The sequence below is a fragment of the Sphingobium tyrosinilyticum genome, assembly GCF_042654265.1.
In the GTDB taxonomy this organism is placed as follows: Bacteria; Pseudomonadota; Alphaproteobacteria; order Sphingomonadales; family Sphingomonadaceae; genus Sphingobium; species Sphingobium tyrosinilyticum.
On the sequence record NZ_JBHSFZ010000064.1, the window covers coordinates 535,475 to 559,435 of the forward strand.

At 65.1% G+C, this 23,961-nt stretch carries 24 protein-coding genes; 8 read left to right on the top strand and 16 right to left on the bottom strand.

Annotated elements, in window-relative coordinates; all coding sequences use genetic code 11:
- Nucleotides 1-21: 21 nt before the first annotated feature.
- Nucleotides 22-351 (top strand): hypothetical protein, encoded by a 330-nt coding sequence (locus ACFO3E_RS20125; protein WP_066527591.1) that lies wholly within the window; start codon nucleotides 22-24, stop codon nucleotides 349-351.
- A gap of 218 nt (nucleotides 352-569) precedes the next feature.
- Here the strand turns inward: ACFO3E_RS20125 and ACFO3E_RS20130 are convergent, their stop codons facing one another.
- From ACFO3E_RS20130 to ACFO3E_RS20170, 9 genes are all read right to left on the bottom strand, one after another.
- Nucleotides 570-968 carry a DUF3168 domain-containing protein gene (locus tag ACFO3E_RS20130; protein WP_066527589.1) on the bottom strand — a complete coding sequence of 133 codons (399 nt, stop codon included), beginning with the start codon at nucleotides 966-968 and terminating at the stop codon, nucleotides 570-572.
- Complete coding sequence (locus tag ACFO3E_RS20135) at nucleotides 910-1,161, bottom strand: hypothetical protein (RefSeq protein ID WP_082919621.1); 252 nt, start codon at nucleotides 1,159-1,161, stop codon at nucleotides 910-912. Before ACFO3E_RS20135 ends, ACFO3E_RS20130 begins: the two co-directional genes overlap by 59 nt.
- Nucleotides 1,158-1,703 carry a head-tail connector protein gene (locus ACFO3E_RS20140; protein WP_066527586.1) on the bottom strand — a complete coding sequence of 182 codons (546 nt, stop codon included), beginning with the start codon at nucleotides 1,701-1,703 and terminating at the stop codon, nucleotides 1,158-1,160. The genes ACFO3E_RS20135 and ACFO3E_RS20140 overlap by 4 nt, the downstream gene beginning before the upstream one ends.
- A 117-nt stretch (nucleotides 1,704-1,820) precedes the next feature.
- Nucleotides 1,821-2,936, bottom strand: coding sequence for a phage major capsid protein (locus ACFO3E_RS20145; RefSeq protein ID WP_066527583.1), 1,116 nt, complete (start codon nucleotides 2,934-2,936; stop codon nucleotides 1,821-1,823).
- A gap of 160 nt (nucleotides 2,937-3,096) precedes the next feature.
- Nucleotides 3,097-3,495, bottom strand: a complete 399-nt coding sequence (locus ACFO3E_RS20150) for an HK97 family phage prohead protease (RefSeq protein WP_066527580.1) — start codon at nucleotides 3,493-3,495, stop codon at nucleotides 3,097-3,099.
- A complete protein-coding gene (locus ACFO3E_RS20155) occupies nucleotides 3,492-3,812 on the bottom strand; it encodes a DUF6127 family protein (protein WP_066527579.1) in 321 nt (106 codons plus the stop codon). Before ACFO3E_RS20155 ends, ACFO3E_RS20150 begins: the two co-directional genes overlap by 4 nt.
- Nucleotides 3,802-4,962 carry a phage portal protein gene (locus ACFO3E_RS20160; RefSeq protein ID WP_066527578.1) on the bottom strand — a complete coding sequence of 387 codons (1,161 nt, stop codon included), beginning with the start codon at nucleotides 4,960-4,962 and terminating at the stop codon, nucleotides 3,802-3,804. The genes ACFO3E_RS20155 and ACFO3E_RS20160 overlap by 11 nt, the downstream gene beginning before the upstream one ends.
- Nucleotides 4,963-5,065: 103 nt before the next feature.
- Entirely contained in the window at nucleotides 5,066-5,404 is a 339-nt protein-coding gene (locus ACFO3E_RS20165) for a hypothetical protein (protein WP_066527570.1), read from the bottom strand.
- A 61-nt stretch (nucleotides 5,405-5,465) separates the two neighbouring features.
- Complete coding sequence (locus tag ACFO3E_RS20170) at nucleotides 5,466-6,800, bottom strand: DNA-packaging protein (protein ID WP_066527562.1); 1,335 nt, start codon at nucleotides 6,798-6,800, stop codon at nucleotides 5,466-5,468.
- Between the two features lie 85 nt (nucleotides 6,801-6,885).
- Between ACFO3E_RS20170 and ACFO3E_RS20175 the strand changes: the two genes are divergently transcribed.
- On the top strand, nucleotides 6,886-7,335 hold the full coding sequence (locus ACFO3E_RS20175; protein ID WP_066527560.1) for an acetyltransferase: 450 nt from the start codon (nucleotides 6,886-6,888) through the stop codon (nucleotides 7,333-7,335).
- A 364-nt stretch (nucleotides 7,336-7,699) separates the two neighbouring features.
- On the opposite strand, the gene ACFO3E_RS20180 is transcribed toward ACFO3E_RS20175, so the two are convergent.
- The 4 genes from ACFO3E_RS20180 to ACFO3E_RS20195 all read right to left on the bottom strand — a co-directional run bounded on the left by ACFO3E_RS20180 (nucleotide 7,700) and on the right by ACFO3E_RS20195 (nucleotide 10,213).
- Nucleotides 7,700-8,275, bottom strand: coding sequence for a hypothetical protein (locus ACFO3E_RS20180; RefSeq protein ID WP_380807134.1), 576 nt, complete (start codon nucleotides 8,273-8,275; stop codon nucleotides 7,700-7,702).
- A gap of 141 nt (nucleotides 8,276-8,416) precedes the next feature.
- On the bottom strand, nucleotides 8,417-9,064 hold the full coding sequence (locus tag ACFO3E_RS20185; RefSeq protein WP_066527556.1) for a glutathione S-transferase family protein: 648 nt from the start codon (nucleotides 9,062-9,064) through the stop codon (nucleotides 8,417-8,419).
- Between the two features lie 64 nt (nucleotides 9,065-9,128).
- Nucleotides 9,129-9,893: a hypothetical protein gene (locus tag ACFO3E_RS20190; RefSeq protein WP_225870540.1), complete on the bottom strand. Its 765-nt coding sequence runs from the start codon at nucleotides 9,891-9,893 to the stop codon at nucleotides 9,129-9,131.
- Nucleotides 9,894-9,970: 77 nt separating this feature from the next.
- Nucleotides 9,971-10,213: a hypothetical protein gene (locus ACFO3E_RS20195; protein WP_066527552.1), complete on the bottom strand. Its 243-nt coding sequence runs from the start codon at nucleotides 10,211-10,213 to the stop codon at nucleotides 9,971-9,973.
- Nucleotides 10,214-10,331: 118 nt separating this feature from the next.
- On the opposite strand from ACFO3E_RS20195, the gene ACFO3E_RS20200 reads away from it, so the two are divergent.
- The 6 genes from ACFO3E_RS20200 (at nucleotide 10,332) to ACFO3E_RS20225 (ending at nucleotide 19,124) form a co-directional block, all read left to right on the top strand.
- Nucleotides 10,332-10,967 (top strand): YqaA family protein, encoded by a 636-nt coding sequence (locus ACFO3E_RS20200; RefSeq protein WP_066527549.1) that lies wholly within the window; start codon nucleotides 10,332-10,334, stop codon nucleotides 10,965-10,967.
- Between the two features lie 11 nt (nucleotides 10,968-10,978).
- Complete coding sequence (gene lnt / locus ACFO3E_RS20205; protein ID WP_066527547.1) at nucleotides 10,979-12,571, top strand: apolipoprotein N-acyltransferase; 1,593 nt, start codon at nucleotides 10,979-10,981, stop codon at nucleotides 12,569-12,571.
- A 59-nt stretch (nucleotides 12,572-12,630) separates the two neighbouring features.
- A complete protein-coding gene (gene metK / locus ACFO3E_RS20210) occupies nucleotides 12,631-13,836 on the top strand; it encodes a methionine adenosyltransferase (protein ID WP_066527544.1) in 1,206 nt (401 codons plus the stop codon).
- Between the two features lie 217 nt (nucleotides 13,837-14,053).
- Complete coding sequence (locus ACFO3E_RS20215; protein ID WP_066527542.1) at nucleotides 14,054-14,233, top strand: hypothetical protein; 180 nt, start codon at nucleotides 14,054-14,056, stop codon at nucleotides 14,231-14,233.
- Nucleotides 14,234-14,411: 178 nt separating this feature from the next.
- A complete protein-coding gene (gene trmB / locus ACFO3E_RS20220) occupies nucleotides 14,412-15,107 on the top strand; it encodes a tRNA (guanine(46)-N(7))-methyltransferase TrmB (RefSeq protein ID WP_066527540.1) in 696 nt (231 codons plus the stop codon).
- A 279-nt stretch (nucleotides 15,108-15,386) separates the two neighbouring features.
- Complete coding sequence (locus ACFO3E_RS20225; RefSeq protein ID WP_380807139.1) at nucleotides 15,387-19,124, top strand: beta strand repeat-containing protein; 3,738 nt, start codon at nucleotides 15,387-15,389, stop codon at nucleotides 19,122-19,124.
- On the opposite strand, the gene ACFO3E_RS20230 is transcribed toward ACFO3E_RS20225, so the two are convergent.
- The 3 genes from ACFO3E_RS20230 to putA are packed head-to-tail and all read right to left on the bottom strand — an operon-like array spanning nucleotide 19,117 to nucleotide 23,952.
- Entirely contained in the window at nucleotides 19,117-20,040 is a 924-nt protein-coding gene (locus ACFO3E_RS20230) for an NAD(P)/FAD-dependent oxidoreductase (RefSeq protein ID WP_066529276.1), read from the bottom strand. The two genes, ACFO3E_RS20225 and ACFO3E_RS20230, sit on opposite strands and share 8 nt — an antisense overlap.
- 22 nt (nucleotides 20,041-20,062) lie before the next feature.
- On the bottom strand, nucleotides 20,063-20,317 hold the full coding sequence (locus tag ACFO3E_RS20235) for a hypothetical protein (RefSeq protein ID WP_066527537.1): 255 nt from the start codon (nucleotides 20,315-20,317) through the stop codon (nucleotides 20,063-20,065).
- A gap of 29 nt (nucleotides 20,318-20,346) precedes the next feature.
- The gene (gene putA, locus ACFO3E_RS20240) at nucleotides 20,347-23,952 is read right to left on the bottom strand and encodes a trifunctional transcriptional regulator/proline dehydrogenase/L-glutamate gamma-semialdehyde dehydrogenase (protein ID WP_066527534.1); all 3,606 of its coding nucleotides are present in this window, start codon (nucleotides 23,950-23,952) and stop codon (nucleotides 20,347-20,349) included.
- Between the last annotated feature and the right edge of the window lie 9 nt (nucleotides 23,953-23,961).

Consider the following 23,961-nt stretch of genomic DNA (forward strand, 5'->3'; position numbering starts at 1 on the left):
TCGGGATTTGGAGAGGTTTGAATGCTTGTTGCAGCTCCCCTCATGTTGATGCTGGCCGCTGCCCCGCAGAGCGGCGACGCAGTCGGCTCAGGCCGCAAGGCTTATTCGGAATGCCTGGCGAAAGAGATCCAGCCCGCGCTGGACAAGAAGGCCACTCTCAGTGACTTCCAATCCACGCTAAAATCCAAGTGCAGCGCGAAGGAAACCGTATTCCGCGCCGCCATCGTCGCCGACGACAAGTCCGGCGGCATGTCGGACAAGGATGCCCAGGCCGACGCCGACGACCAGATCGCCGAATATGTCGACAAGATCACCGGCGAATTCGAGGATTATTCCAAGCCTGGCGGTTAAGGTTCTAACGCGTCCGTCAGCGCCACATCTGTTCCTTTCGAGCGCAGTCGAGAAAAGGCATGCGCAGTTCGCACGACAATGGACGCGTTGAGCGACACGCTCACTCAACCTCCGTTCGCCCTGAGCCTGTCGAAGGGCGTTACGCGCAGCCTTCGACTTTCGAATGAGGCAGGTGACTTATTCGAACAGGCCGAAGGGAGATTAACCCTCGCGCTATTTCAAGACGCCACCACCCGCAGCCGGTAATCCACCATCGCCTGCCACCCATCCTTCTCGCGCGCCTTCATCACCCTCGACCGGATCAGCCGCACGCCAACAATCCGCCATCCTCCCGCGCTCGCATCCACCCCCTGCACCACCGGATCAATCCGCCCAAGCACCGCCGCCAGCCGCTCCGGCGTCTCCCCCGCATCATGCAAGCTGATCGACAGCCGCAACTCGCGTCCCTCCAGTTCCTTCGCGCCCCAGTCGCCAGCGATGCACTCACCCACCACCGCATAGGGCACGCTCGCCCGCACCGGCAGCCCATCAAACAGGCCATTGAGCCCCGCCATCAGTTCAGCATCGCCGCGCAGCGCCGCAACCACCGTAGCCCGCACCACCACTTCCGCGCTCATAGCCCACCCCTCCCCGCCTCCGCAGCCCAAGGTCGTTCATCCAGCGCCGCAGCAACCCGTGCCCGGACAGCCGCACCGCCTCCCCCTCGATCCGCGCCTCTTCAACCCCGGCCGCCAGCATCGCCTCGGCCACAGCCCGCCGCCGCCGTTCCGCCCGCGCCTCGGCGAGCCGCGTCAGCACTGCCACATTCATGTCAGCCGCATCCGCCGCCAGGGCCGCCACAGCGCACCGACCACGGCGGGCGGCGTCGCCACTTCGCTCTCGCGGGCCGAAAAATGCTCCGCCGCCAGCCGCACGATCCCCTGCCGGATCGGCTCGGGCAGCCCATCGGCATCCTCGGCCATCCCGGCCTGATAGCGCACCTTCAGCACGCGCCGCCCATCCAACGGCTGCCCGCGCACCCAGCGATCGCCCGCGGCATCGATATCGATCGCATAAGCATCCGCCGCCAGCGCCACCGCCTCGCCATCCGGCGCAACCGCTTCCACACCCAGGATCGCCGCCACCGGCCGGGCCGACAGCCGCTGCCAGCCCCCATCTGCCAGCACCGTCGCCCGCGCCTCGCCCAGGATCAGCCATTGCCCGACGAACTGCTCGCACAGAGCCGTCGCACTTCGCAGCAACCGCTCCAGCAGCCCATCCTCCCCGCTCCCGCCAATCCGCAGATATTCCTTCAATTCGTCAAGCGACGCCCCAAGCACCCCCGCCTCTTCCCGCACCAGCACCAGCACCATCCACCCTCCCAACAAAAAGGAGGGCGCCCGAAGACGCCCCCAACGCCTTCTCCCGCGAACGGGAGAAGGGTACGAAGCCTTGGCGGCCAAGCCGCCTAGGCGAAGTTGGATGAGGGTTTACGAAGCCGAGAATTTCATCAGCTTGATCGCCTCCGAATTGGCCACCGCGCCGCCAATCCGCTTCACCGCATAGAAATGCACGAACGGCTTGTTGCTGAACGGATCGCGCAGGATGCTCGTCTCGCTGCGTTCGGAAATCACATAGCCCGCCTGGAAATTACCAAAAGCGATCGACAGCGATCCCGCCGCAATATCCGGCATGTCCTCGGCCTCGACCACCGGATAGCCCAGCAGCGTCGCGGGCTGCCCGGCCGCCAAAGAAGGCTGCCAGATGAACGCGCCATCGCTCGTCTTCATCTTGCGGATGGCCGCCATCGTCGCCGAATTCATGACGAACACGGCCCCCTGACGGTAGGGCGCACGCAGGCTCTGGACCAAGTCGATCAGCTTGTCCTGCGGGCTCGTCGCCGCAAAGCCCGCCGACGCGCCCGACGCGACATATTGTAGCGAACCGAAGGCACGCGCGCTGTCCGCCTCATTGGTGGTCGTATAGGTCAGGAAGCCCTTGGGTTTGTTCGTGCCATTGCCATTGACGAAGGCCGCGCCCTCGGCCGCAGCAAATTCACGCGCAATCTCGCCCGCCAGCCAGCCTTCGACATCGAACTGCGCATCGTCCAGCATCGCCTGGCTCGCCGCCGGATTGGCGTAAAGCTCACCCGATGGCGGCACGATCTCGTTGAAGCTGGGCGTTCCCGTCTCGGCCCGCGAACCCGTCTCGCTCGCCCAGCCGGACACGATACCGCCCGAAGTCACCAGCTTGCGATAGCCTGCCGTGCCAGTGCGCACGACATTGGCGATCGACCGGATCGGCGAGATGCTCTTGAGCGTCGCGTCGATGATCTGGTCGATCTCCCTCGGCACCGCATAACCGCCCGCTGCGCCACTGGCGGCCGAAAAGCTTTTCAGCTCCACGCCTGCCTCAAGCCCCTGCCGCAGATAGCGTTCGACAAAAGCGGCGCGCTTGGGATCGAACGCCCCGCCCTTCACCCCGTCCAGCGCCGGCCGCTGCTGCTGGATCAGCGCGCCCTTCAGCGCCGCAATCTCCCCCTCGAGCGCCTCGATACGCTCACCCTGCACCACTGCATCAAAGCTCGCTTCCAACTGGTCCGTCATCAACCACTCCTCGCTTAGAAACAAAAAAGGCGCTCCCAAAGGACCGCCCGAATAAACCCTCCCCCTCGACAGATGGGGAGGTTTGAAGAGAGGCACGTGACTCTCTTCAACGCCAAAGGCGGTGGAGGGGAGCGCCCTCAGGGCGCTGCAACAATTGCCCCTACCCCTCCACCGCAATAACCCGCGCCAAAGGCTGCATCGGGTGCGTCACCACGCTCACCTCCACCAGTTCCAGCGCCAGCAATTCGCGCGGCGAAGCTCCCCGAGCCTCCCGCACCCGATAGCCGAAGGACAAGCCATCCACCGCGCGATCCTTCAACGCACGCGCCGCCGCCCTCCCCGCGCCAGTCCGTCCCGAAACCCGTCCGATCACGCGCAGCCCATGGCGGTCTTCCTCCACCCGCTCGACCGTGCCGATCGCCTCGCCCGGCGAATGCTGCCACAGCAACGGCACCCCCGCCGCCACGCCAGCGAACGCCCCTGGCCGCACCACGTCACCGCCATGATCCACCCGGTCAAACACCGCCGCATAACCGGCAAAGCGCAAATCCTCATTCATCCGCGCACCATGTCCGTAAGCCCCGCCTTCACCGCCACGCCCAGCAGCACCAGCGCCATGACGATCCGCACCGCCCAGCTGACCACCGCCCCGCGCGCCGCCTTTTTCGCATCGCGCCAGGCGGACAGCAGCTCGCGCAACTCCCGCACATCCCCTTCCGCGCTCCGATCGGCCAGCCCCAACCGCTCCAGCGCCCGCCCCGCGCCCAGCTCGCTTGCCTCCTCGATCAGCGCGCGGATCATCACCATGTCCATCTGCCCCGGCGCGCCCTCGGCCTGCGCCACCAGCCGCGCCAGCATCTCGCCATCATATTTCATGACACCCGCCTCCCGCCTTCGATAAAATTCCCAGCATCGCCTTCTTCTCGTCCGCGGTCAGAAAATCCGCCGAAGCCACCCGCTCCCACAGGGCCGCGCGCTCCTCGGACAAGGCCGGCACCGCATCCAGGTCCGCCGACAGGCAAAGCTCGGGCCACCATCCCTGCAACCCCTGCGCCAGCCCGCCGCAGATCTTCGCCACCAGCGGCAGGATCGTCTGCCGCCACAGCGCCTTGTTCGCCTCGCGATAATTGGCGTAGCTATTGTCGCCCGGCAGACCCATCAGCATCGGCGGCACCCCGAACGCCAACGCAATCTCCCGCGCCGCCGCCGCCTTCAGCCCCACAAAATCCATTTCCGCAGGCGTCAGGCTCATCGCCTTCCAATCGAGCCCGCCCTCCAGCAACATCGGCCGCCCGGCATTGGCCGCGCCGGAGAAAGCCCCCTCCATCTCCCGCTTCACCCGCTCGAACTGCTCGGGCGACATCACCGACCCGTCGCCCGGATCATAGACCATGGCCCCCGAAGGCCGCGCCGCATTGTCCAGCAGAGCCTTGTTCCAAACCGTCGCCGCATTGTGGATCGCCACCGCCCCGGCCGCCGCGCCCACGCAGCCCAGCCCATAATGATCGTCCAGCGGATGCAGCGCCTTCAGGTGCAGGATGGACGCCCGCCCCGCCCCATCCTCGGGCAGCAGCCGGGTCACGCTCTCGCCCACCCGGTAGAGATAGGCTGCAGGCCACCCTCGCGCGTCCGCCTCCACGCTCACCCGCTCGGGCCGCAGCGCATAAAGCTCGCCCGGCTTTCCGTCCGCGCCCGCCATCACCTGCACATAGCCATTGCCATGAAGCAGCAAATGGCTCGTCAGCGTCTCGACCAGCCCCTGCCCCGCCGAACAGCGCGTCAGCAGAGAAGCCACGCGCCCGCGCTCCCCCTCCTCCACTCCATTCACCAGCAGAGCCGTCGCGCCCGCCCCCTCCGACACCAGCCGCAACGCACGCTGCGCCACCGGATTGCCGATCACGCCGCTGCGCACCTGCGCCTCATAGGAAGCTGGCCATTCGCCCAAAGCGACCGCACCCGATCCCCAGGCACGCGCCAACACCGGCCGCGCGCCCGAACGCACGGCCTTCGCCCCAAAAAATTTCATGGAAACACCCCGCCACAAAAAATCCTCTCCCCTTGAGGGGGGAGAGGACAGTGAAACTCGGCGGCCAACAGCCGCCTAGCGAAACTTGGAGAGGGGAACCGCCCTACGGATTCCGCGCCAACACCCGATCACAGGCCGCGTTCGTCCCCTCACTCTTCCCGATCACACGCCCAGCCACAGCCCCAGCAGCGCCCGCCAGCAAGGACTCACCCAAATTCCCGCCAGCCAGCGCCCCAACGCCAGCACCACCGGCCGCGCCAATCACCGTCCCGCGATCCCGCCCCTTCTTCGCCTGCAACAGGCAATAGCGCACCTCATCCCGGTCACGCGGTGCTGCCCGAGCCACCCGGGCCCGTTCCTTGCCATTGAGGGAGGCAGCCATGACCGGCGTCGCAACCAGCGTCGCGCCAGCAGCTATCATCATGAATTTGGCCAGCTTCATTTGCCTTCACTCCTCGGAAAATTGACCCAGGATAATACGCAGTGCCGTGCGGCGCGGTTCCTCAAACCGCCCGCACCCGCGCATCCCCGCGCCGCCCCAGCATCAACTCCGTCAGCGCCCACACCAACGCATCCGCCCGATCCGGCGACCTTCCAGGTCCCACATAGCCGCCGCCGGCCACCAGCCCGCACATCTCATCCTCCAAAGCCCAGAAAGCCCCGCGATGCCGCACCCGTCCGGCCTCATACAGTGCCGCGACCGGCTCAGCCCGCGCCGCCTTTCCCCGGCTCGCATGCACCAGCCGCACCGGCAGCGCCGCTTCCGCCGCGCGCAGCACGCTCTCCACCATCGCCCCGCCATTATTGGCCTCGGCAATCACCCGATCCGCCCCATGTAGAGCCGCCGCATAAGCGACAGCGCGCGCCCATCCTTCCGGCGTCGCCTTCTCGACACTCGCATCGGCAATTACATAAGCGCGCCCATCAGGCCCAAGCCCCACCACGACGATCCCGCACGCATCGCCATGCGCCGAAGCAGGCGGATCGACGCCCACGACCACGCGCGACAGCAACGCCTCGCCATCCTCGCGCCCCGGCACATGCACCACCCGGCACCGCTCCAGCAGATCGCGGGTCCAGAGCGCGCCTTCAACCTCGGCGATCAGCTCGCCGTCCAGTTCCTGCCGCCCCAGTCGCGTCGCGCCATAATTCTGCTCCATCGCCGCCACGAAGCCTTCCGCCAGGTTCGCGACATTGTCCGCCGTTCGCCCGCGCGTGACGACAACGTCAGCGCCACTCCGCGCCACCAGCCCGCGCACCAACGGCACCGGGCGCGGCGTCGTGGTCGCCAACAGGCGCGGGCGCGTTCCCAATCGCATCCCCATCATCAAATTGTCCCAAGCCGCCTCCCCATTCGGCCATTTGGCGATCTCGTCGGCCCAGCCATGGCTGAACTGCGGCCCGCGCAGCGATTCCGCCTCCGCCGCACCAAAAAGGATCGCCATAGCCCCATTGGGCCAGATCAGCCGCCGCAACGCGGGCGAGAAGACGGGCCGGTTCCACCATGGCGCAACCGCCAGCAGGCCGGAAGGCCCCTCCACCATCACGCTGCGCGCCTCGCCCAGCGTCGCGCCGACCAGCGCGATCCGCGCCGTCCCGTCGCCCTCCGCGATATGGCGCACCCACTCCGCCCCGGCCCGCGTCTTCCCAAAGCCGCGCCCCGCCATCATCAACCAGATGCGCCAATCTCCGGCGGGAGCAAGCTGTTCCGGCCGCGCCAGCCACTCCCAATCATGCGCCAGGGCCTGCGCCGCCGCGCCATTCAGCCCGACCAGCACCCGCTCACGCGCCTCGTCCGGCAATGTCGCCAGCCGCTCAAAATCCGAAATGCCACCCATTTGGCCTTGCTCCCCTCGCCGCGCTCAGCCTTTGTTCCGTCGCCCGCCCCTTCGTTCGCGCCGCTTCGTCGCTATATGCGTGCCCATGATCTCTATCCGTCCCGCCCGCGCCGCCGATGGCGCCCGCCTCCTCGACATCTGGCGCCGCGCCGTAGATGCTACCCATGACTTTCTTGAAGCCACCGATCGCCAGGCGATCGATCAGGAAGTGTCCGCTTTCCTTCCCCAATCCGCCGCCTGGCTCGCTACCGACGCGGACGACCGCGCCGTCGGCTTCATGCTGATCGACGGCACGCACATGGACGCGCTCTTCATCGATCCCGACTGGCACGGCAAAGGCGTCGGCCGCTCGCTCGTCGAACATGGCCTCGCGCTCCATCCCGCCATGACCACCGACGTGAACGAACAGAATGAGGGCGCGCTCACCTTCTACGAACGCATGGGCTTCGCCCGTACCGGCCGCTCCGACCGCGACGGTCAAGGCCGCCCTTACCCCCTCCTCCACCTGCGCTACGCGCCGGAAACGGGTCGATAATCTCAAACAGCTTCGTCACCCCGGTGATCCGGGATCCCGCTTAACATTGCCGATCAGAAGAAGCGGGATGCCGGCTCAAGGCCGGCATGACGGTAGAGTTGTTGGCTAACGGCCAAGTTCCGACATTGCGCCAGCCCACCCCTCGATCAAAGTCACGTGCCTCTGATCGATCCTCCCGCAAGCGGGAGGGGAGCGAGACTTGCCGAACCGCAGGTGAGGCTTAGTCGCAGCGGGGTCGGCTGTGCGGCGTTCGCAATCCACTCCAACCCCGTCATCCCAGCGAAAGCTGGGATCTCATAGGCGACCGCCCATCCCAATCCAGATGCAGCCTCCCGCCGATATGACGGGTAAAAATAACCTCATCTCACCCCACCCCACTCCTCTCCCGCACCATCTCCAGCGCCTTGCGCAACCGCTCGACCGCATCCTCGCCATCCGGCCGATCCGCCTCGTCGGCAGAGCGCCTGTCGCCCGCCTCACGCCGATGCTGCACCAGCAGCCGGACAGCCACGGCATTGGGATGCCCCCGCTTCACCTTGCGGCTCTTCACCATGCCCTCCGCGTCCAGCGTCACCTCTTCTTCCTCGGTGCCGAACAGCGACTGGCGCAACAGCAGCGCCTCCAGTTCGGCATAACCGATGTTCAGCGCCTGCGCCCATTCCCGCGCAAAGCCCGGATCACGCCGCTTCTGATAATAGGCGCTCGACAGGTTCTTGCCCGCGACCCGCGCCGCCTCGCTGACGTTGCAGGTGGCGGCCAGCGTCTCCATGAAGATTTTGCGCCGCTCCGCCGTCCATCCATCCTTGCGGACGGCCCGTAGCTGCGCACCGCTCCCCGCCGCGCCGCGTTGACTGTGCTGCACCTTCAGCATGCGGTCCGGCGCGTCGCTCGCCTTGCCTGAAAAGCGCCGCACCGGGCCCGCCTCATCCTTCCCCGCCATGCCTGACCCCCAATAAAAAGGGCCGACCCAACCGGACCAGCCCTTGCCGCGCCGCCGCTGTGGCGACTCACAATTCCCAATATCGACATTGCTGCCAGAACAGCGTGACGATGTCAAGATAAATGTTCCAAATAGGTTATATCAGCTTGCCTTCATCCGTTCGATCTGGGTCGCCTCCGCCGCCAGGGCGCTCGCAAAACTCGGCCGCGCACGCATCTGCTCTACCCATTGTTCCACCTTCGGCCAGCGTCCTTCCACGACCAGCTTGCTGCAATAGCCGATGTTAATCAGCGGAGAGGCCACCGCGATATCGGCCAAGGTAAAGCGATCCTCCACCAGAAAGCCGCTCTCCGGCAAGATATTCTCCAGATAGTCGAGCGCCCGCGGCAATGCTTCCGCCTCGGATTTCTCGGCCGCCGCCAGATCCTGCGGCAGGCCCAGCAAGGGCGCGACCATGCGGTTGAAGAAGATCGGCATGCCCGCCGCCTGCACGATCGTGTCGCCAAATTCCTCATACCAGATCGTCCGCGCCCGCGTCTTGGGCTCCATCGGGATCAGGTTGGGCTCGGGTTGAACGGCATCCATATAGGTTATGATGGCCGTGCTGTCGCTGATCAGGAAATCGCCATCCTGGAAAGCGGGTATCTTGCCGAAGGGAGATGCCTTTGCAAAAATGTCCCCGCCCCGCCCGAAACCACCGGGTTGCACCTCGATTGCCAGCCCCTTTTCTTCGGCGAAGATGATGACCTTCCGCACAAAGGGCGATGGGCGCGCGCCGTAAATGATCATGATGTTCCTCCCTGATGATAAACGGGAGGCATCATGCCGTTTAAGTATCGAAACGCAACCTAATTCACATGCCCGCCGCGCCGCTGTCCGCCGGCTTGCGGCTGTAATCGATCCGGATGCGGACCCAACTGCCGATCATCGGCTTGCCGTTCACCCGTGGCGGCCGCACCAGAAATTGCCATGCGGCGAGCCGCACCGCCCGGGCAAAGCCCGACCCCTGCGGCGATTCGCCCAGCGCCTGGCAGTTTTCGACGCGGAAATTCTCGACCGTCTTGCACGCCACCAGGCCCCAGCCATCGCCCGGCGCAGTGGCCGGAATGTAGGTCGCCAGTTCGGCAGGGCTCGGCCGCCTGTACCATTCCGCCTCGAACAGCTGCACGCCGCCGGGGCCTTCGCCCGGCCCCGCCGCCATGCTGCTGTTGCCCTGACCGGACGCACCTTCGCCAGCGTCCTTTTTCGGTATCTTCCCAATGTCCGCCGCCGCCATTTGCATGCTGTCCATCTCCAGGAAGGGCATGGGCGACGGCAGGACAAGCTTCTCCAGGTCCTTGGGCCTTTTCACCGGCGGCGTCGGTTTCGGCGGAGCGGGGGACGCCGCAGCCGCCTTCTCCTTCCGCCTCTCCTTGCTCTTCTCCGCGCGCGCCTCCTGTTTGGCTGGCGCTGGCGCCATTTCGAAGGTCACGGGATTGCGCGGATCCTCCACCCGCTGCTCCAGCTGCGGCGCCATAGTCAGCAACGCCAGCAGCAACAGCCCGTTCAGCCCCAGCGCGAACAGCACCCCCCCGCCGCGCTCGCGCAGCCTGGACCATGATGGGGAAGAAAATGTCACAGGGTGAAAACCGGCCGGGCTGCTGAGCGGGGAAGTGGGTCTTGCCCAGACGTCACCCGTCCGTCAACGCCGTCGCGTCAGCACACATCTTCCTCTCGGACGAGTGGACGGCTTTCGCGGGTCGCCCGCATCCGGCTCACCGGGTCCTGCTCGTCGGACGTCAGCACGACATGATCGTCATGCACCTCCAGCAGCACGCCTGCAAAAGGCATGCCCGCCAGGCTTCCCGTCACGCGATAACTCACCGCGTCGCCTACCTTGAAGGTCGCGGGGTCCGTGTTGAACTCGAACGGGCACCCGCCCTCTCCCATGCCCAGCATGAATTTTTCTCCTCTACGCTCGATTCTACGCCGCCCAAACAACGGATCAACCCTTTCGCTCTGCCACGAAATCGAAAGCGCTGGCGGTCGGTTTCAATCTCCGCTAGGCCCGCCCCCGATGCTCACCAAGCTCTATCAATGGACGCTGGCGAAAGCCGCCCACGCCCATGCCGAACGCTGGCTTTTCGTCATTTCCTTTATGGAATCCAGCTTCTTCCCCATCCCCCCGCACCCGCTGCTAGGCCTCATGTGCCTTGCCCGGCCGGAACGGGCGATCCGCTTCGGCATCATCTGCACCATCGCGTCGGTACTTGGCGGCCTGCTCGGCTATGCGATCGGCCATTTCCTCTATGAAGCGGTCGGCCAGCAGATCCTGCACGCCCTCGGCCTCGCCGCGAAGTTCCCGGTCGCCGCCTGCTATCTGCGCGATTATGGGGCGGAGATCATCCTGGTGAAGGGCGCGACGCCCATCCCCTTCAAGCTCATTACCATCACGGCGGGCTTCATCGGCCTGTCGCTCTTCACCTTCCTCTGGGCCAGCATCATCTCCCGCGCCTTCCAGTTCATGCTGGTCGGCTTCCTCTTCTGGAAGTTCGGCCGCCCGATAAAGGCGTTCATCGAAAAATATCTCGGCCTCCTCTCCGCCGCCTTCCTGATCTTGGTGGTGGGAGGATTCATCGCTGCCTCGATGTTGTCCGGCGGTGGGCATAAGAGCGACAAGTGCAGCCACGCCACCATGGCAACCCTGCGCTGATCCGCTCCCCGATGAAGGCTGTTCCGGACCGCTTTCCAAAGCTCGCCGCCCTGCTCGCAGGCTTTCTGTCGGCGACGGGTTTTGAGCCGCTGAAGCTCTGGCCCGTCACTCTCGCCTGTTTCGCGCTGCTCCTCTGGCTCATCGAACGCGCGCCCGATCGCCGCGCCGCCTTCACCCGCGGCTGGCTGTTCGGCCTTGGCTATTTCACCCTCGGCCTCAACTGGATCGCCCACGCCTTCAGCTTCCAGGACGCCATGCCCCACTGGTTCGGCTATGGCGCGGTGGTCCTCCTCTCCCTCTATCTCGCCGTCTATCCGGGCCTCGCGACCTTGGCGGCCTGGTGGCTTACCAAAAATCTCCCCTCCCGTTTACGGGAGGGGCCCGGGGTGGGCCGCGAGCGGAGCGAGCGCAGCGCCCTCTCCCTCACCCTCCTCTTCGCCGCCTGCTGGATCGCCAGCGAATATCTCCGCGCCATTGTCTTCACCGGCTTCGCCTGGAACCCGCTCGGCGTCACCCTCCTCCCCACCGGCATGGCCATCGCCGCCGCCCTCATCGGCACCTATGGCCTTGGTGCGCTCGCCATCCTAGCCGCCGGAGCCATCCTCCTCGCCCTCCGCCGCCACTGGACCCCCGCCGCCGCGATCTCGCTTCCGCTCTGCGTCCTCGCGCTCTGGGGCCTGCTCACGCCCGCTCCCCCAACGCCTGCAGGCGCACCCCGCATCCGCGTGGTTCAGCCCAATATCGGGCAGGACGAAAAATACTCCCCCGAACTGGAAGAGGCGCACTTCCGCACCCTGGCGCGGCTGTCCGGAGAGCCTCGCCCCGCCCCGCGCCTCATCTTCTGGCCCGAAGCCGCCATCCCCGCCTATCTCGACATGGAACCGCAATGGCGCGGCCGCCTAGCCTCCTTGCTCGGTCCCGGCGATCTGCTGATGACCGGCGCTACCAAGGTCTATTTCAAGCGGGTCGAAGAAGGCGGCGTCACCACCAACGCGCTCGCAGGCGCGAACAACAGCCTCTTCATCGTCTCGCCCCAGGCGCAGTTGCTTGGCCGCTATGACAAGTCGCACCTGGTCCCCTATGGCGAATATCTGCCGATGCGCGCCATCCTCCAGCCGATCGGCCTGTCCCGCCTCGTGCCCGGAGACGCCGATTTCTGGCCCGGCCCCGGCCCGCAGAGCCTGACCCTCCCCGCCACGCTCGGCCGCCCCCAGCTCAAGATGGGCGTCCAGATTTGCTATGAGATCATATTCTCAGGCCAGGTGATCGACGCGAAGAACCGTCCCGCCTTCCTCTTCAACCCCTCCAACGACGCCTGGTTCGGCAGCTGGGGCCCGGTCCAGCACCTCGCCCAAGCCCGCCTGCGCGCGATCGAGGAAGGCATCCCGATCGTCCGATCCACCCCGACCGGCGTGTCCGCCGTCATCGACGCCCGCGGGCATGTTCTCCATGCGCTGGGCCTCTACCGCGCCGGGTTCCTCGACAGCACGCTGCCTTCCGTTCTGCCGCCCACGCCCTTCGCGCGGCTCGGCAATTGGGCATCCTTCCTGTTCATGGCACTGCTCGCCGGACTGGCCATTGCCACTCGCCGCACGACCCGCTAATAGGGCACATAAACTTTTCTTTATATCGCCTCAGACCCAAGCGTGTTAACGGGAGTCCTATGCGCAACAACTATCTCTTCACCTCGGAATCGGTTTCCGAAGGCCATCCCGACAAGGTCGCGGACCAGATTTCCGACGCCATCGTCGATCTGTTCCTGTCCAAGGACCCCGAAGCCCGCATCGCCTGCGAAACGCTGACCACGACCCAGCTCGTCGTCCTCGCTGGCGAAATCCGCTGCAAGGGCGTCTATGAGAATGACCAGTGGGCCCCCGGCGCGCAGGAAGAGATTGAGCGCACCGTCCGCGAAACGGTGAAGCGCATCGGTTACGAGCAGGACGGCTTCCATTGGGAAAGCTTCCGCTTCGAAAACAACCTCCACGGCCAGTCCGCGCACATCGCGCAGGGCGTCGATGCGTCCGGCAACAAGGATGAAGGCGCAGGCGACCAGGGCATCATGTTCGGCTTCGCCTGCGACGAAACGCCCGACCTCATGCCCGCCACGCTGGACTACAGCCACAAGATCCTCGCCAAGATGGCGCATGACCGCCATTCCGGCCGCGCGCCCTTCCTTGAACCCGACGCCAAGAGCCAGGTGACGCTCCGTTTCGAAAACGGCAAGCCCGCCGCCGCCACCGCGATCGTCGTCTCGACCCAGCATGCCAAGGGCTATGACGAGGGCGAGAAGGAAGCGGAACTAAAGGACTATGTGAAGGGCGTCATCGCTGAAGTGCTCCCCGGCGAGCTGCTCGGCGACGAAACCGTCTATCACATCAACCCGACCGGCAGCTTCGAAATCGGCGGCCCCGACGGCGACGCCGGCCTTACCGGCCGCAAGATCATCGTCGACACCTATGGCGGCGCATCGCCCCATGGCGGCGGCGCCTTCTCGGGCAAGGACCCGACCAAGGTCGACCGCTCGGCCGCCTATATCACCCGCTATCTCGCCAAGAACATCGTCGCCGCCGGGCTCGCCCGCCGCTGCACGATCCAGCTCGCCTACGCGATCGGCGTGTCAGAGCCTCTCTCGCTCTATGTCGATACCCACGGCACCGGCAGCCTCGATGACGCGAAGATCGAAGAGGCGATCAAGTCGATCAAGGAACTGGGCGGCCTTACCCCGCGCGGCATCCGCACGCATCTCGGCCTCAACAAGCCCATCTATCGCCCGACTGCCGCTTACGGCCATTTCGGCCGCAAGCCCGAAGGCGAGTTCTTCCCCTGGGAACGCACCGATCTGGTCGAAAAGCTCAAGGCCGCACTCTAAAGATCCGGCAAAATCCTATCAAAAGCGGCGCGCTGGGAAGACCCTGCGCGCCGTTTTGTTTTTGCCTGAACACCCGACGCCGTTCGCGCCGCGCCGCTTTTCATATCGCCAACATGACGAAAAGTTCATTAGCTTCCGGCGTGCTCGCGGCTCATAAAGTTCCCTGTCGAACCCGCACCCCTGTCGGGTTCGGCAACTCCTCTCAAGGAGACAGCCGATGACCAGATCTCTGACATCCGCTCTTGCCTGCATCGCCCTTCTCGCCGGCAGCGCCGCTCCCGCGCTGGCCGCGCCCTGCAAGGACGCAAAGGGCAAATTCATCAAATGCCCGCCTAAGCCGCTCGCCAAGAAGGGGCCGTGCAAAGACGCCAAAGGCCGTTTCGTCAAATGCCATTGAACTGACGGAACGGAGTCATCCGGTCGCACCGCATGCCATCGCCCGGCCGAGCAGCCCCGGCCGTGGCCCTGCGTGCCTCCCGTCCCGCATCTCCTCACCTTGGGGGCGGGAGGCACGCTTGCACAACAACGCGGCCTAATGCTTGCTCCCGTCGCCCGGCCCCGCTAAGCGCGCCGCCATGACCGCGCATAAATCCGGCGACCCCACCACGCTCAACCGCCTCTACGGCCGCCAGTCGGGCCACAAGCTCCGCGCGGGCCAGCAGCAACTCGTCGATACGCTGCTCCCTGCCATTTCCGTGCCGGAAGAAGGCGAAATTACCGCTGCCAACCTCTTCGGCTATGATCGCCCGCTCCATTTCGAAATCGGCTTCGGCGGCGGCGAGCATCTCGCCTATCGCGCCGACCTGCTGCCCGACCATGGCTTCATCGGCGCCGAGCCGTTCCTCAACGGCGTCGTCACGGCGCTCGGCCATATCCGCGACCAGGGCCTCGGCAATATTCGCCTGCACATGGGCGACGCGCTGCAGGTCCTTTCGCGCCTCCCCGATGGCGCACTGAGCTTCGTCTATCTCCTTCATCCCGACCCATGGCCAAAGGCGCGCCACGCCAAGCGCCGCATGATGAACCCCGGCCCCGTCGCGATGATCGCCCGCAAGCTGAAGCCCGGCGGCGAGTTCCGCTTCGGCACGGACCATCCGGTCTATCTGCGCTGGGCGCTGATGGTGATGAACGGCCACCCCGACTTCGACTGGCTGGCCAGCGATCCCAAGGATTTCCTCAACCGCCCCGGCGGCTGGCCGGAAACCCGCTACGAATCCAAGGCCCGCCGTATCGGCCACGAAGTCTGGTATTTCCGCTACAGGCGCCGCTGAAAAACCGCGGCGTAGGCGCGCGCGCTTGTGCGGGTAATAATCACAAAGACGCATGGAAGACTAAAGCTACAACAGCGCGTGATCCGGCTCCCCGGCGTGTAGACGCCCTCCTGCCGGACACTCATCTAATCCTTCTTAGATAGCCTCATCCAAATGCCCACTCGACGCTTGAGTGCGTCCGTATAACAAAATCGCGCGACGCTCTTGGTTCGTGCGGGGACAAATACAGGCGGAGGGCTCCTGTATGGCAAGGCAGTTTTCTGAGGCGGAGGGGGATGAATGGCGAACTTTTTCAATATCACCGGAAGTTCGACCGTCACCGGCACATCAGAGAAAGATCAGTTCTTCGCTTTCACCCGGTTAGTGAACCTCGATTATGTGCGTCCCGACGCAGTGCTTGCCCAGCTCAGCTGGGACACCGTCATCCTGACCGGCAGCGGCGCTCCTTACCGTCTGATCGCTTCCAACATCCAGATTTCGACCGATCTATATCTTGGCGGAACCGGCACCGACGTCATCTACGGCTCCAATCTGTCCGACGCCATTTTCTACAATAATGGCGTGATCTCCGGCGGGTTCGGAGGGTTCGACAATATCGAGCAATTCTGGCTGGCCGATGGCGACGATGTGATCGATCTCACCGCCCACGGCGTAGGCGGCATCGACTATGCGAAGGATGTTCTGGTCCAGGCCGGGCAAGGCAATGACGTCATCATAGGCGGCGCAGGCAAGGACAATCTTCAGGGCGACGCAGGCGACGACATCATCTTCGGCTGGCGCGGCAGCGACACCATATCCGGAGGGCTTGGCAACGATCTGCTCTATGGCGATGATCTGGGCTTCAATAATATCTCCGGCGACGACACCATCGACGGCGGCGCGGGGAACGACATTCTCTATGGCGGCCGCGGCAGCGACAAGATGTCGGGCGGCACTGAAAATGACATACTCTATGGCCAGGCTGGCGGCGACAGCATGTCGGGCGGCGCGGGCGATGACATTCTCTATGGCGACGATGCCAACACCAGCAGCAACGATAATCTGAGCGGCGATGCTGGCAATGATATGCTTTACGGCGGCGCTGGCGATGACGAGCTTTACGGCGGGACGGAGGACGACCTGCTCGATGGCGGAACCGGCAACGACTATATGCACGGCGGTGCGGGCAACGACCGGATTCTCGCTGGTGCAGGCAATGACCTCATCGATGGCAGCGCGGACATCGACACGCTGGTCTTCACCGGCAATCGCGCCGACTATCTGGTCGCCCTGCAAGCCGATGGCAGCTATATCGCCACCGACCAGCGGTCGGGATCGCCCGAAGGCGTGAAGACCATCCGCAATGTGGAATTCTTTCAATTCGCCGACATGACGGTGCCCTCGGGCGGATTGAACTATGCCCCCACCATCATATCGAATGGCGGGAATGCGACCGCAGCCATCACGATCGACGAAAACAGCGCATCCGTGACCACCGTCGCAGCGACAGATCCCGACGCGGGCCAGACGATCAGCTTCTCCATCGCGGGCGGCGATGACGCAGCCTTGTTTCAGATCGACGCCGCGACCGGAGCCTTGCGCTTCATCGCCGCGCCCAATTTCGAAAGCCCGCTCGACGCCAATGCCGACAATATCTACGACCTGATCGTGACAGCAAGCGACGGCAATGGCGGCGTCGATCAACAGGCGATCTCCGTGACCGTGCGTGACGTAGCGGATGGCTTCGCCCCGGTGATCGGATCAAATGGCGGCGGCCCAACCGCGGCCCTTACGGTCGATGAAAATACGGCGGCAGTAACCACCGTCGCCGCAACCGACGCGGACGGCCCCTCCATCACCTATGCTATCGTCGGCGGCGCAGACGCCGCTCTCTTCACCATCGATCCCGCCACGGGCCAGTTGACCTTCGGGGCCGCTCCCGACTTCGAAGCACCCGGCGACGCGGATCACAACAATGTCTATGACGTCATCGTACAGGCCAGCGACGGCGCCAATAACGACCGGCAAACGCTGTCCGTAACCATCGCCAACGTCAACGACAACGCCCCCATATTGACATCCTTCGGCGGAGCAGCGGCAGCGGCGATAAGCATCACCGAAAACAGCCTCGCCGCCGCGCTCGTCACCGCGACGGACGCAGATGGCGGGGCGCTGACCTACAGCATTGCTGGCGGCGCTGACGCGGCCCGCTTCACGATCGACGCCGCAACAGGGGCGCTGTCCTTCGTCACGCCGCCCGATTATGAAGCCCCCAGCGACAGCAACGCCGACCGGACCTATAATGTGACGGTCCAGGCGAGCGACGGAACGAACGCCGTCACGCAGGCGCTGGCGATCAGCATCACCAACGCCAATGACAACGCGCCGGTCATCACGTCCAACGGCGGCGGCGCATCTGCCAGCATCAGCATCGCGGAAAACCAGAGCGCGGTCACCATCGTGGCGGCGTCCGACGCGGATGGCTCCGCGCCTAACTTCGCGATCACCGGCGGGGCGGATGCGGCATTGTTCACGATCAATCCCCTGACCGGCGCGCTCAGCTTCACCAACGCCCCGGACTTCGAAAATCGCCTCGATGCCGATCGCGACGGCGTCTATCAGCTGGTGGTGGCGGCAAGCGACGGCACCGATATAGACGAGCAGCTTCTGTCGATCACCGTCACCGACATCAACGAAGCAGGCAAGACGATCACCGGATCATCGGGCAATAACGTCATCAATCCCACGACGAGCGTGCTCGGCTATCAGACCACGGCGCTCAACGACATCATATATGGCCTTGCGGGGAATGACGTCATCGACGGTGGTGGCGGTGCCGACTATATGGACGGCGGCCTCGGCAATGACAGCTTCTATGTCGATACCTATTCCGACGACGGTTTCGACGGCAATGACGATCAGGTCATCGAAGCGGCAGGCGGCGGGCTCGATCTCGTCTATGCCTCGGTCAGCTACCGCCTCGCGGCTCAGGTGGAAAAGCTGACGCTGACCGGGTCGGCATCCATCAACGGCATCGGCAATGATCTCGCCAACAGCATCACCGGCAACGATGCGGCCAACACCCTGGAGGGCGGCCTGGGCGCAGATACGCTACAGGGGATGGGCGGCGCGGACCGGCTGGACGGCGGCGACGACAATGACTCTCTCTATGGCGGCGACGGCGCGGACACGCTGATCGGTGGACAGGGCGAGGACCTGCTCGACGGCGGAGCCGGTGTCGATGTCATGACGGGCGGCGCTGGAAACGACATCTATGTCGTCGACAGCTGGTCGGACGATGGCATTGCCGGCAATGACGACCAGGTGATCGAACTGGCTGGCGAAGGGACGGACCAGGTCAACGCCTCGGTCACCTACCGGCTGACGAGCGAGGTCGAAAAACTCAACCTGACGGGCAGCGCCGCCAGCGACGGTTATGGCAATGACCTTGCCAACACCATCACCGGCAATGGCGCGAACAACCTGCTCCGCGGCGGCCTGGGCAACGACACATTGGCCGGCAATGGAGGCGATGATTTCCTCTATGGCGAAGACGGCCTCGACAATCTCGATGGCGGAGCGGGCAACGATCTGCTCGACGGCGGAGCTGGCGCTGACACGCTGAGCGGCAAGGCGGGGAACGACATTTTGAAGGGCGGCGTGGGCAAGGATACGCTGACCGGCGGCACCGAAGCCGACGCCTTCATATTCGAACGCGGCGACACGACGCTCAACACGGCAAGCTATGACCGGATCACCGATTTCAAAGCCGTCGAAGGTGACAGGATCGATTTCGACTTCCTGAACGGCTCCCTACCGGCGATCGATTATGCCGAGCGCGCGATCGCCACCAATGTCTTTGCCGACGCGCTGTCGGCCGCAAACGCCACGGCAGGCGTCAATCATGTGACCTTCGTCGCCGGAACTACCGACGGCTGGGTTTTCTATGACGCCAATGGCGACGGCGCGTTCGAACAGAGCATTTTGCTGGTGGGCGTGAACAGTCTTGCAGGCGTGGATTCCACCAGCTTCATTTGACCCGGCGCAGCAACAGGCATGTCTCTGCAATATCATTTCTTATCGTCGTAGCGGCGACCCCGCCCTCCCCCATGGCGTGGCTGATTTGATCCAGTCCCTTCGCCACATCTCCCGCGGCATAGAGCCCGGCGACGGTCGTGCGCTGATGATTGTCCACGATCAGGCAGCCGTCTTCCGTCCCCTCCGCGCCCAGCATCATCGCCAGTTCTGACCGGATGACCGATCCCAGAGCAGGATAGACTGCGTTATATCCGATCAGCCCTTGCGGGGTAGGCACAAGGATTTCGTCACCATTTATGCGAAGCGGCTCGCAGGGGCCATCCAGCATTTTCACACCGGCTTCCTCCAGCTTCTCCCGCTCTGCCTCCACAAGCGCATGGTCGCCGTCCGGCGCGATCAGCGTGACATCCGCAGTGAACATCCGCAGAAACAGGGCTTCATTCGATCCATGCGCCTGCGTGCCGATCACGGCGACGCGGCGGTCCGTCACCTCATAGCCGTCACAGATCGGACAATAACGCAGCAGTCCGCGAGCAAGAGCGGCATCGTGGATTTCCGGCGCGATCGGCGGGCGATTGTTCACCACGCCCGTCGCCAGCAGGATGATCCGCGCGCTCCAGCGCTCCTCCCCTATGTGGGCGATGAAGAGGTCGCCATCCTTCTCCAATTTCTCGACCAGGCCATGGGTCACGATGCCGCCAAATTCAGCGGCCTGGTCCCGCATGCGTTGGAGAAGCTCCTTTCCGGAAATGCCGCCCGGATAGCCCGCATGATTGCGCGTGCATGGGATCATGGCGGCCCGACTGTGCCCCGCATCGACGATTGCGATCTTCAGGTGAAAACGCGCGAGATAAATCGCCGCCGTAAGCCCTGCCGGACCAGCGCCGATGATAAGGCAATCGAGTGGCGCTATCATCTGCGATCCTTCAACAGCCAATTCACAGTGCCGCAGCACCTGGCGTGTCGAGAAGTTCCATCGCGCCGCACTTGCCCGGAGCGAGACCCTGCGCGGAACTCCCCGCATAGACGGGCATTTGGCGATAAGGCCAAGCTGGAAAGCGACAATGGACTCCTTCGCCGACCTTGATCGTCAATCGACCGCGCCCAATCGCCATGAGCGAAGGAGAGCCAAGGCGCTCGCCGGGCATCCGAAGCGAAAGACCTGCGGCTGCGGCTCGCACGCCCACCATCATTCCACGGATGAGCGGAGCGATAAGCCGGATTAATCCAGCATCATCAGGCTCGCATTCCCGCCCGCAGCGGTCGTGTTGATCGACGTCGAAACCTCTTCCAGCAACCAGTCGATGGCATAGGGGAGGTCGGGCTTTCCCCTCGCCGCATGGACCGGGACGATCGCTCCATCGCGAGCCGCAACCTCCCGCGCGACTTCAACAATCCGCTCGGGTCCACCCTCGACCAACGCCGCCGCCACCGCCCTGTCACTCGGTCCGGAAAAGCGCGCGGCAAGTTCAGGCGGCAGACGCTCAGGCAGCGCCATTCCCTCGATCACGCCATCATTCCCGCTCGCCAGCACCGCCGCTATCTGCTCCAGCAACCCGGCGCGCGTCGCAGGCCGCATCAGCAGCCATCCTCGGGAATGCAGCGCATAGCTGTTGCTCTCGCCCACCGGCCCGTCGAGTATCTGGCAAGCCCCCAGCATCGACGCGTCCGCATAGCGCCGCGCCATGGCGGCCGCCTCGCCCTCCCCTTCGCCCTCCAGCCAGGTGGCGAACGCCCCGATTGGCGCATAGGCGGGCGCCGCAGGCTCCACAGGCGCGGCCGGAACCGTGACGAGGCGGTTGATATAAAGCGGCCCACCCGCCTTCGGCCCCGTCCCCGAAAGCCCGCGCCCACCGAACGGTTGCACGCCGACGGTCGCACCGATCATGTTGCGATTGACGTAGAGATTGCCCGCGCGCACACGCCCGGTGACATGCGCGACCATCCCATCCAGCCGCGTGTGAAGCCCGAATGTCAGGCCGTAACCGGTAGCGTTGATGGCATCGATCAACTCATCCAGCCTCTCCCGCCGGAAACGCAGGACATGAAGGATCGGCCCGAACACTTCCCGCTCCACATCGGCAATCCGTGAAATATGGATGATGGTCGGCGGGACGAATGTGCCGTGCGCCGCCTCCTCCCCGAGTTCAAGCTGCTCCACCCGATGCCCGCGCGCGCGCATATGCTCCACATGCTGCTCCAGCTTCGCCTGCGCCTCTCGGGTAATGACCGGCCCTATATCGACCCCCAGCCTGTCCGTGCGCCCCACGCGCAATTCGGCCATCGCGCCATGCAGCATGTCCAGCGTGCGGTCAGCCACATCCTCCTGCAGGCACAGGATACGCAGCGCCGAACAGCGCTGGCCCGCGCTGTCGAACGCCGATGCGATCACGTCCGCCACCACCTGTTCGGCCAGCGCCGAGGAATCGACGATCATCGCATTCTGGCCGCCGGTTTCCGCGATCAGCGGAATGGGCCGCCCCGCCGGGGAGAGCCGCGCCGCCAACTGCCGTTGGATCGAACGCGCCGCCTCGGTCGATCCGGTGAACAGAACAGCGGCAACCTCCGGCGCTGAAACCAGCGCCGCCCCGATCCTGCCGTCACCGCAGATCAACTGAAGCGCGTCGTCCGGAACGCCCGCGTCATGCAATATCCGCACCGCCTCGGCGGCGATCAGCGGCGTCTCCTCGGCTGGCTTCGCCAACACGGGATTGCCCGCAACCAATGTTGCGGCAACCTGCCCCATGAAGATCGCCAGCGGGAAATTCCACGGACTGATGCAGACGGCTGGCCCCAGCGGCGTCTGCGCCGCCCCAAACGAAGCGCGCGCCTGCTCCGCATAATAGCGCAGGAAATCGATCGCCTCGCGCACCTCCGCAATCGCGTTGGGTGGCGACTTGCCCGCCTCGCGCATGATCAGGCCCAGCAGCAACGGCATCCGCGCCTGCAGCGCATCCGCCGCCCGCTCCAGGATCGCAGCCCGCTCGATGACCGGGCTCTCCCCCCAGCGGCTGGTCGCCGCCCGCGCCACGGCTGCACGCGCAGACTCTTCCCTACTCTCGGCCACGCTTCCCACCCGATCCCGATGATCGGCGGGGTTGAGCACCGGCCGGGCCGCCGACGTTTCGCCTGCCGGGATCGCCGTCCACGCAATTCGCGCACTGTTCCTCAGCGCCACCGTCAGTTCGGCCAGCGCATTCTCATCGCTAAGATCGATACCGGCCGAATTCAGGCGATCGCGATACAGGCGGGCCGGCGCAGCGATCCCCTCATGCTGTGCGCCCGGATCGGGCATCGCCAGCACCTGCTCGACCGGATCGGCGACAAGCGCTTCAATCGGCACGGCAGGATCGGCGATGCGATGGACGAAGGAGGAGTTCGCGCCATTCTCCAGCAAGCGCCGAACGAGATAGGCGAGCAGCGTCTCATGCGTGCCTACCGGCGCATAGATGCGGCACGGCCGACCCAGCCTCTCCGCACCCACCACCTGTTCGTACAGCGGCTCGCCCATCCCATGCAGGCACTGAAACTCCCAATCCCCCAGCGCAAAGTCCGGCCCGGCAAGATGATAGATGGCCGCCAGCGTCTGCGCATTATGCGTCGCAAATTGCGGAAACACCCGGTCGCGCGCCGCCAGCAGCCTCCGCGCGCAGGCAAGATAGGCGACGTCCGTATGAACCTTGCGCGTATAAACCGGATAGTCCGCCAGCCCATCGACCTGCGCGCGCTTGATCTCCGCGTCCCAATAGGCGCCCTTCACCAGCCGGACCATGATCCGCCGCCCGGACCGCTCCGCCAGATCGACGATCCAGTCGATCACGAAAGGGCAGCGCTTCCCATAGCCTTGCACCACGAAGCCAAGCCCGTTCCACCCCGCCAGCGCGGGATCGAACGCCAGGCTTTCGAACAGATCGAGCGACAGTTCGAGCCGGTCCGCCTCCTCCGCGTCGATGTTGAACCCCATGTCATAGCTTTTGGCCAACGCCGCGAGTTCAGCGACGCGCGGCAGCAGCTCGGCCATGACCCGATCCGCCTGCATGCGGCTGTAACGCGGGTGCAGGGCGGACAGCTTGATCGAAATGCCCGGCCCCGCATAGACGCCGCGCCCTGCCGACGCCTTGCCGATCGCATGGATGGCGCGCACATATTCCGCATGATAGCGGGCCGCTTCGCGCGCCGTCACCGCCGCTTCGCCGAGCATGTCGTAGCTGTAGGAAAATCCCTTCGCCTCCATCGGCCGCGCCCGCGCCAGCGCCGCTTCGATCGTCTCGCCGGTCACGAACTGCTCCCCCATCATGCGCATCGCCAGATCGACGGCGCGGCGGATCACCGGCTCGCCCGCCCGCGCGACCAGCCGCGTCAGCGCCGCAGCCAGCCCGCGATCGTCGATGCTGCCCACCAGCTTGCCCGTCACCACCAGTCCCCAGGTCGCCGCATTGACGAACATCGGCCGCCCGCCGCCCAGATGCGCGCCCCAATCCCCGCCAGCGATCTTGTCGCGGATCAGCGCGTCGCGGGTCCTGTCGTCAGGAATGCGGAGCAGCGCCTCCGCCAGGCACATCAGCGCCACGCCCTCCTGGCTGGACAACGCATATTCCTGCACCAGCACCTCAATGCCGCTGTTGCGCCTGCCCGCTCGCAATGCGGATACCAGGGCATAGGCCGTCTCACGGATGCGCGCCGCCAGCGGCTCGGGCACCGCAGCAGCGGCGATCAGCGGGCCAAGGCACTCTGCCTCATCCCGGCGATAGGCGGCCGTGATCGCGCGGCGCAGCGGCGCAGCCTCACGAACCGGCGGCGCAAAGGCGGCAAAAGGCGCGTCGAACATGACCAAAGC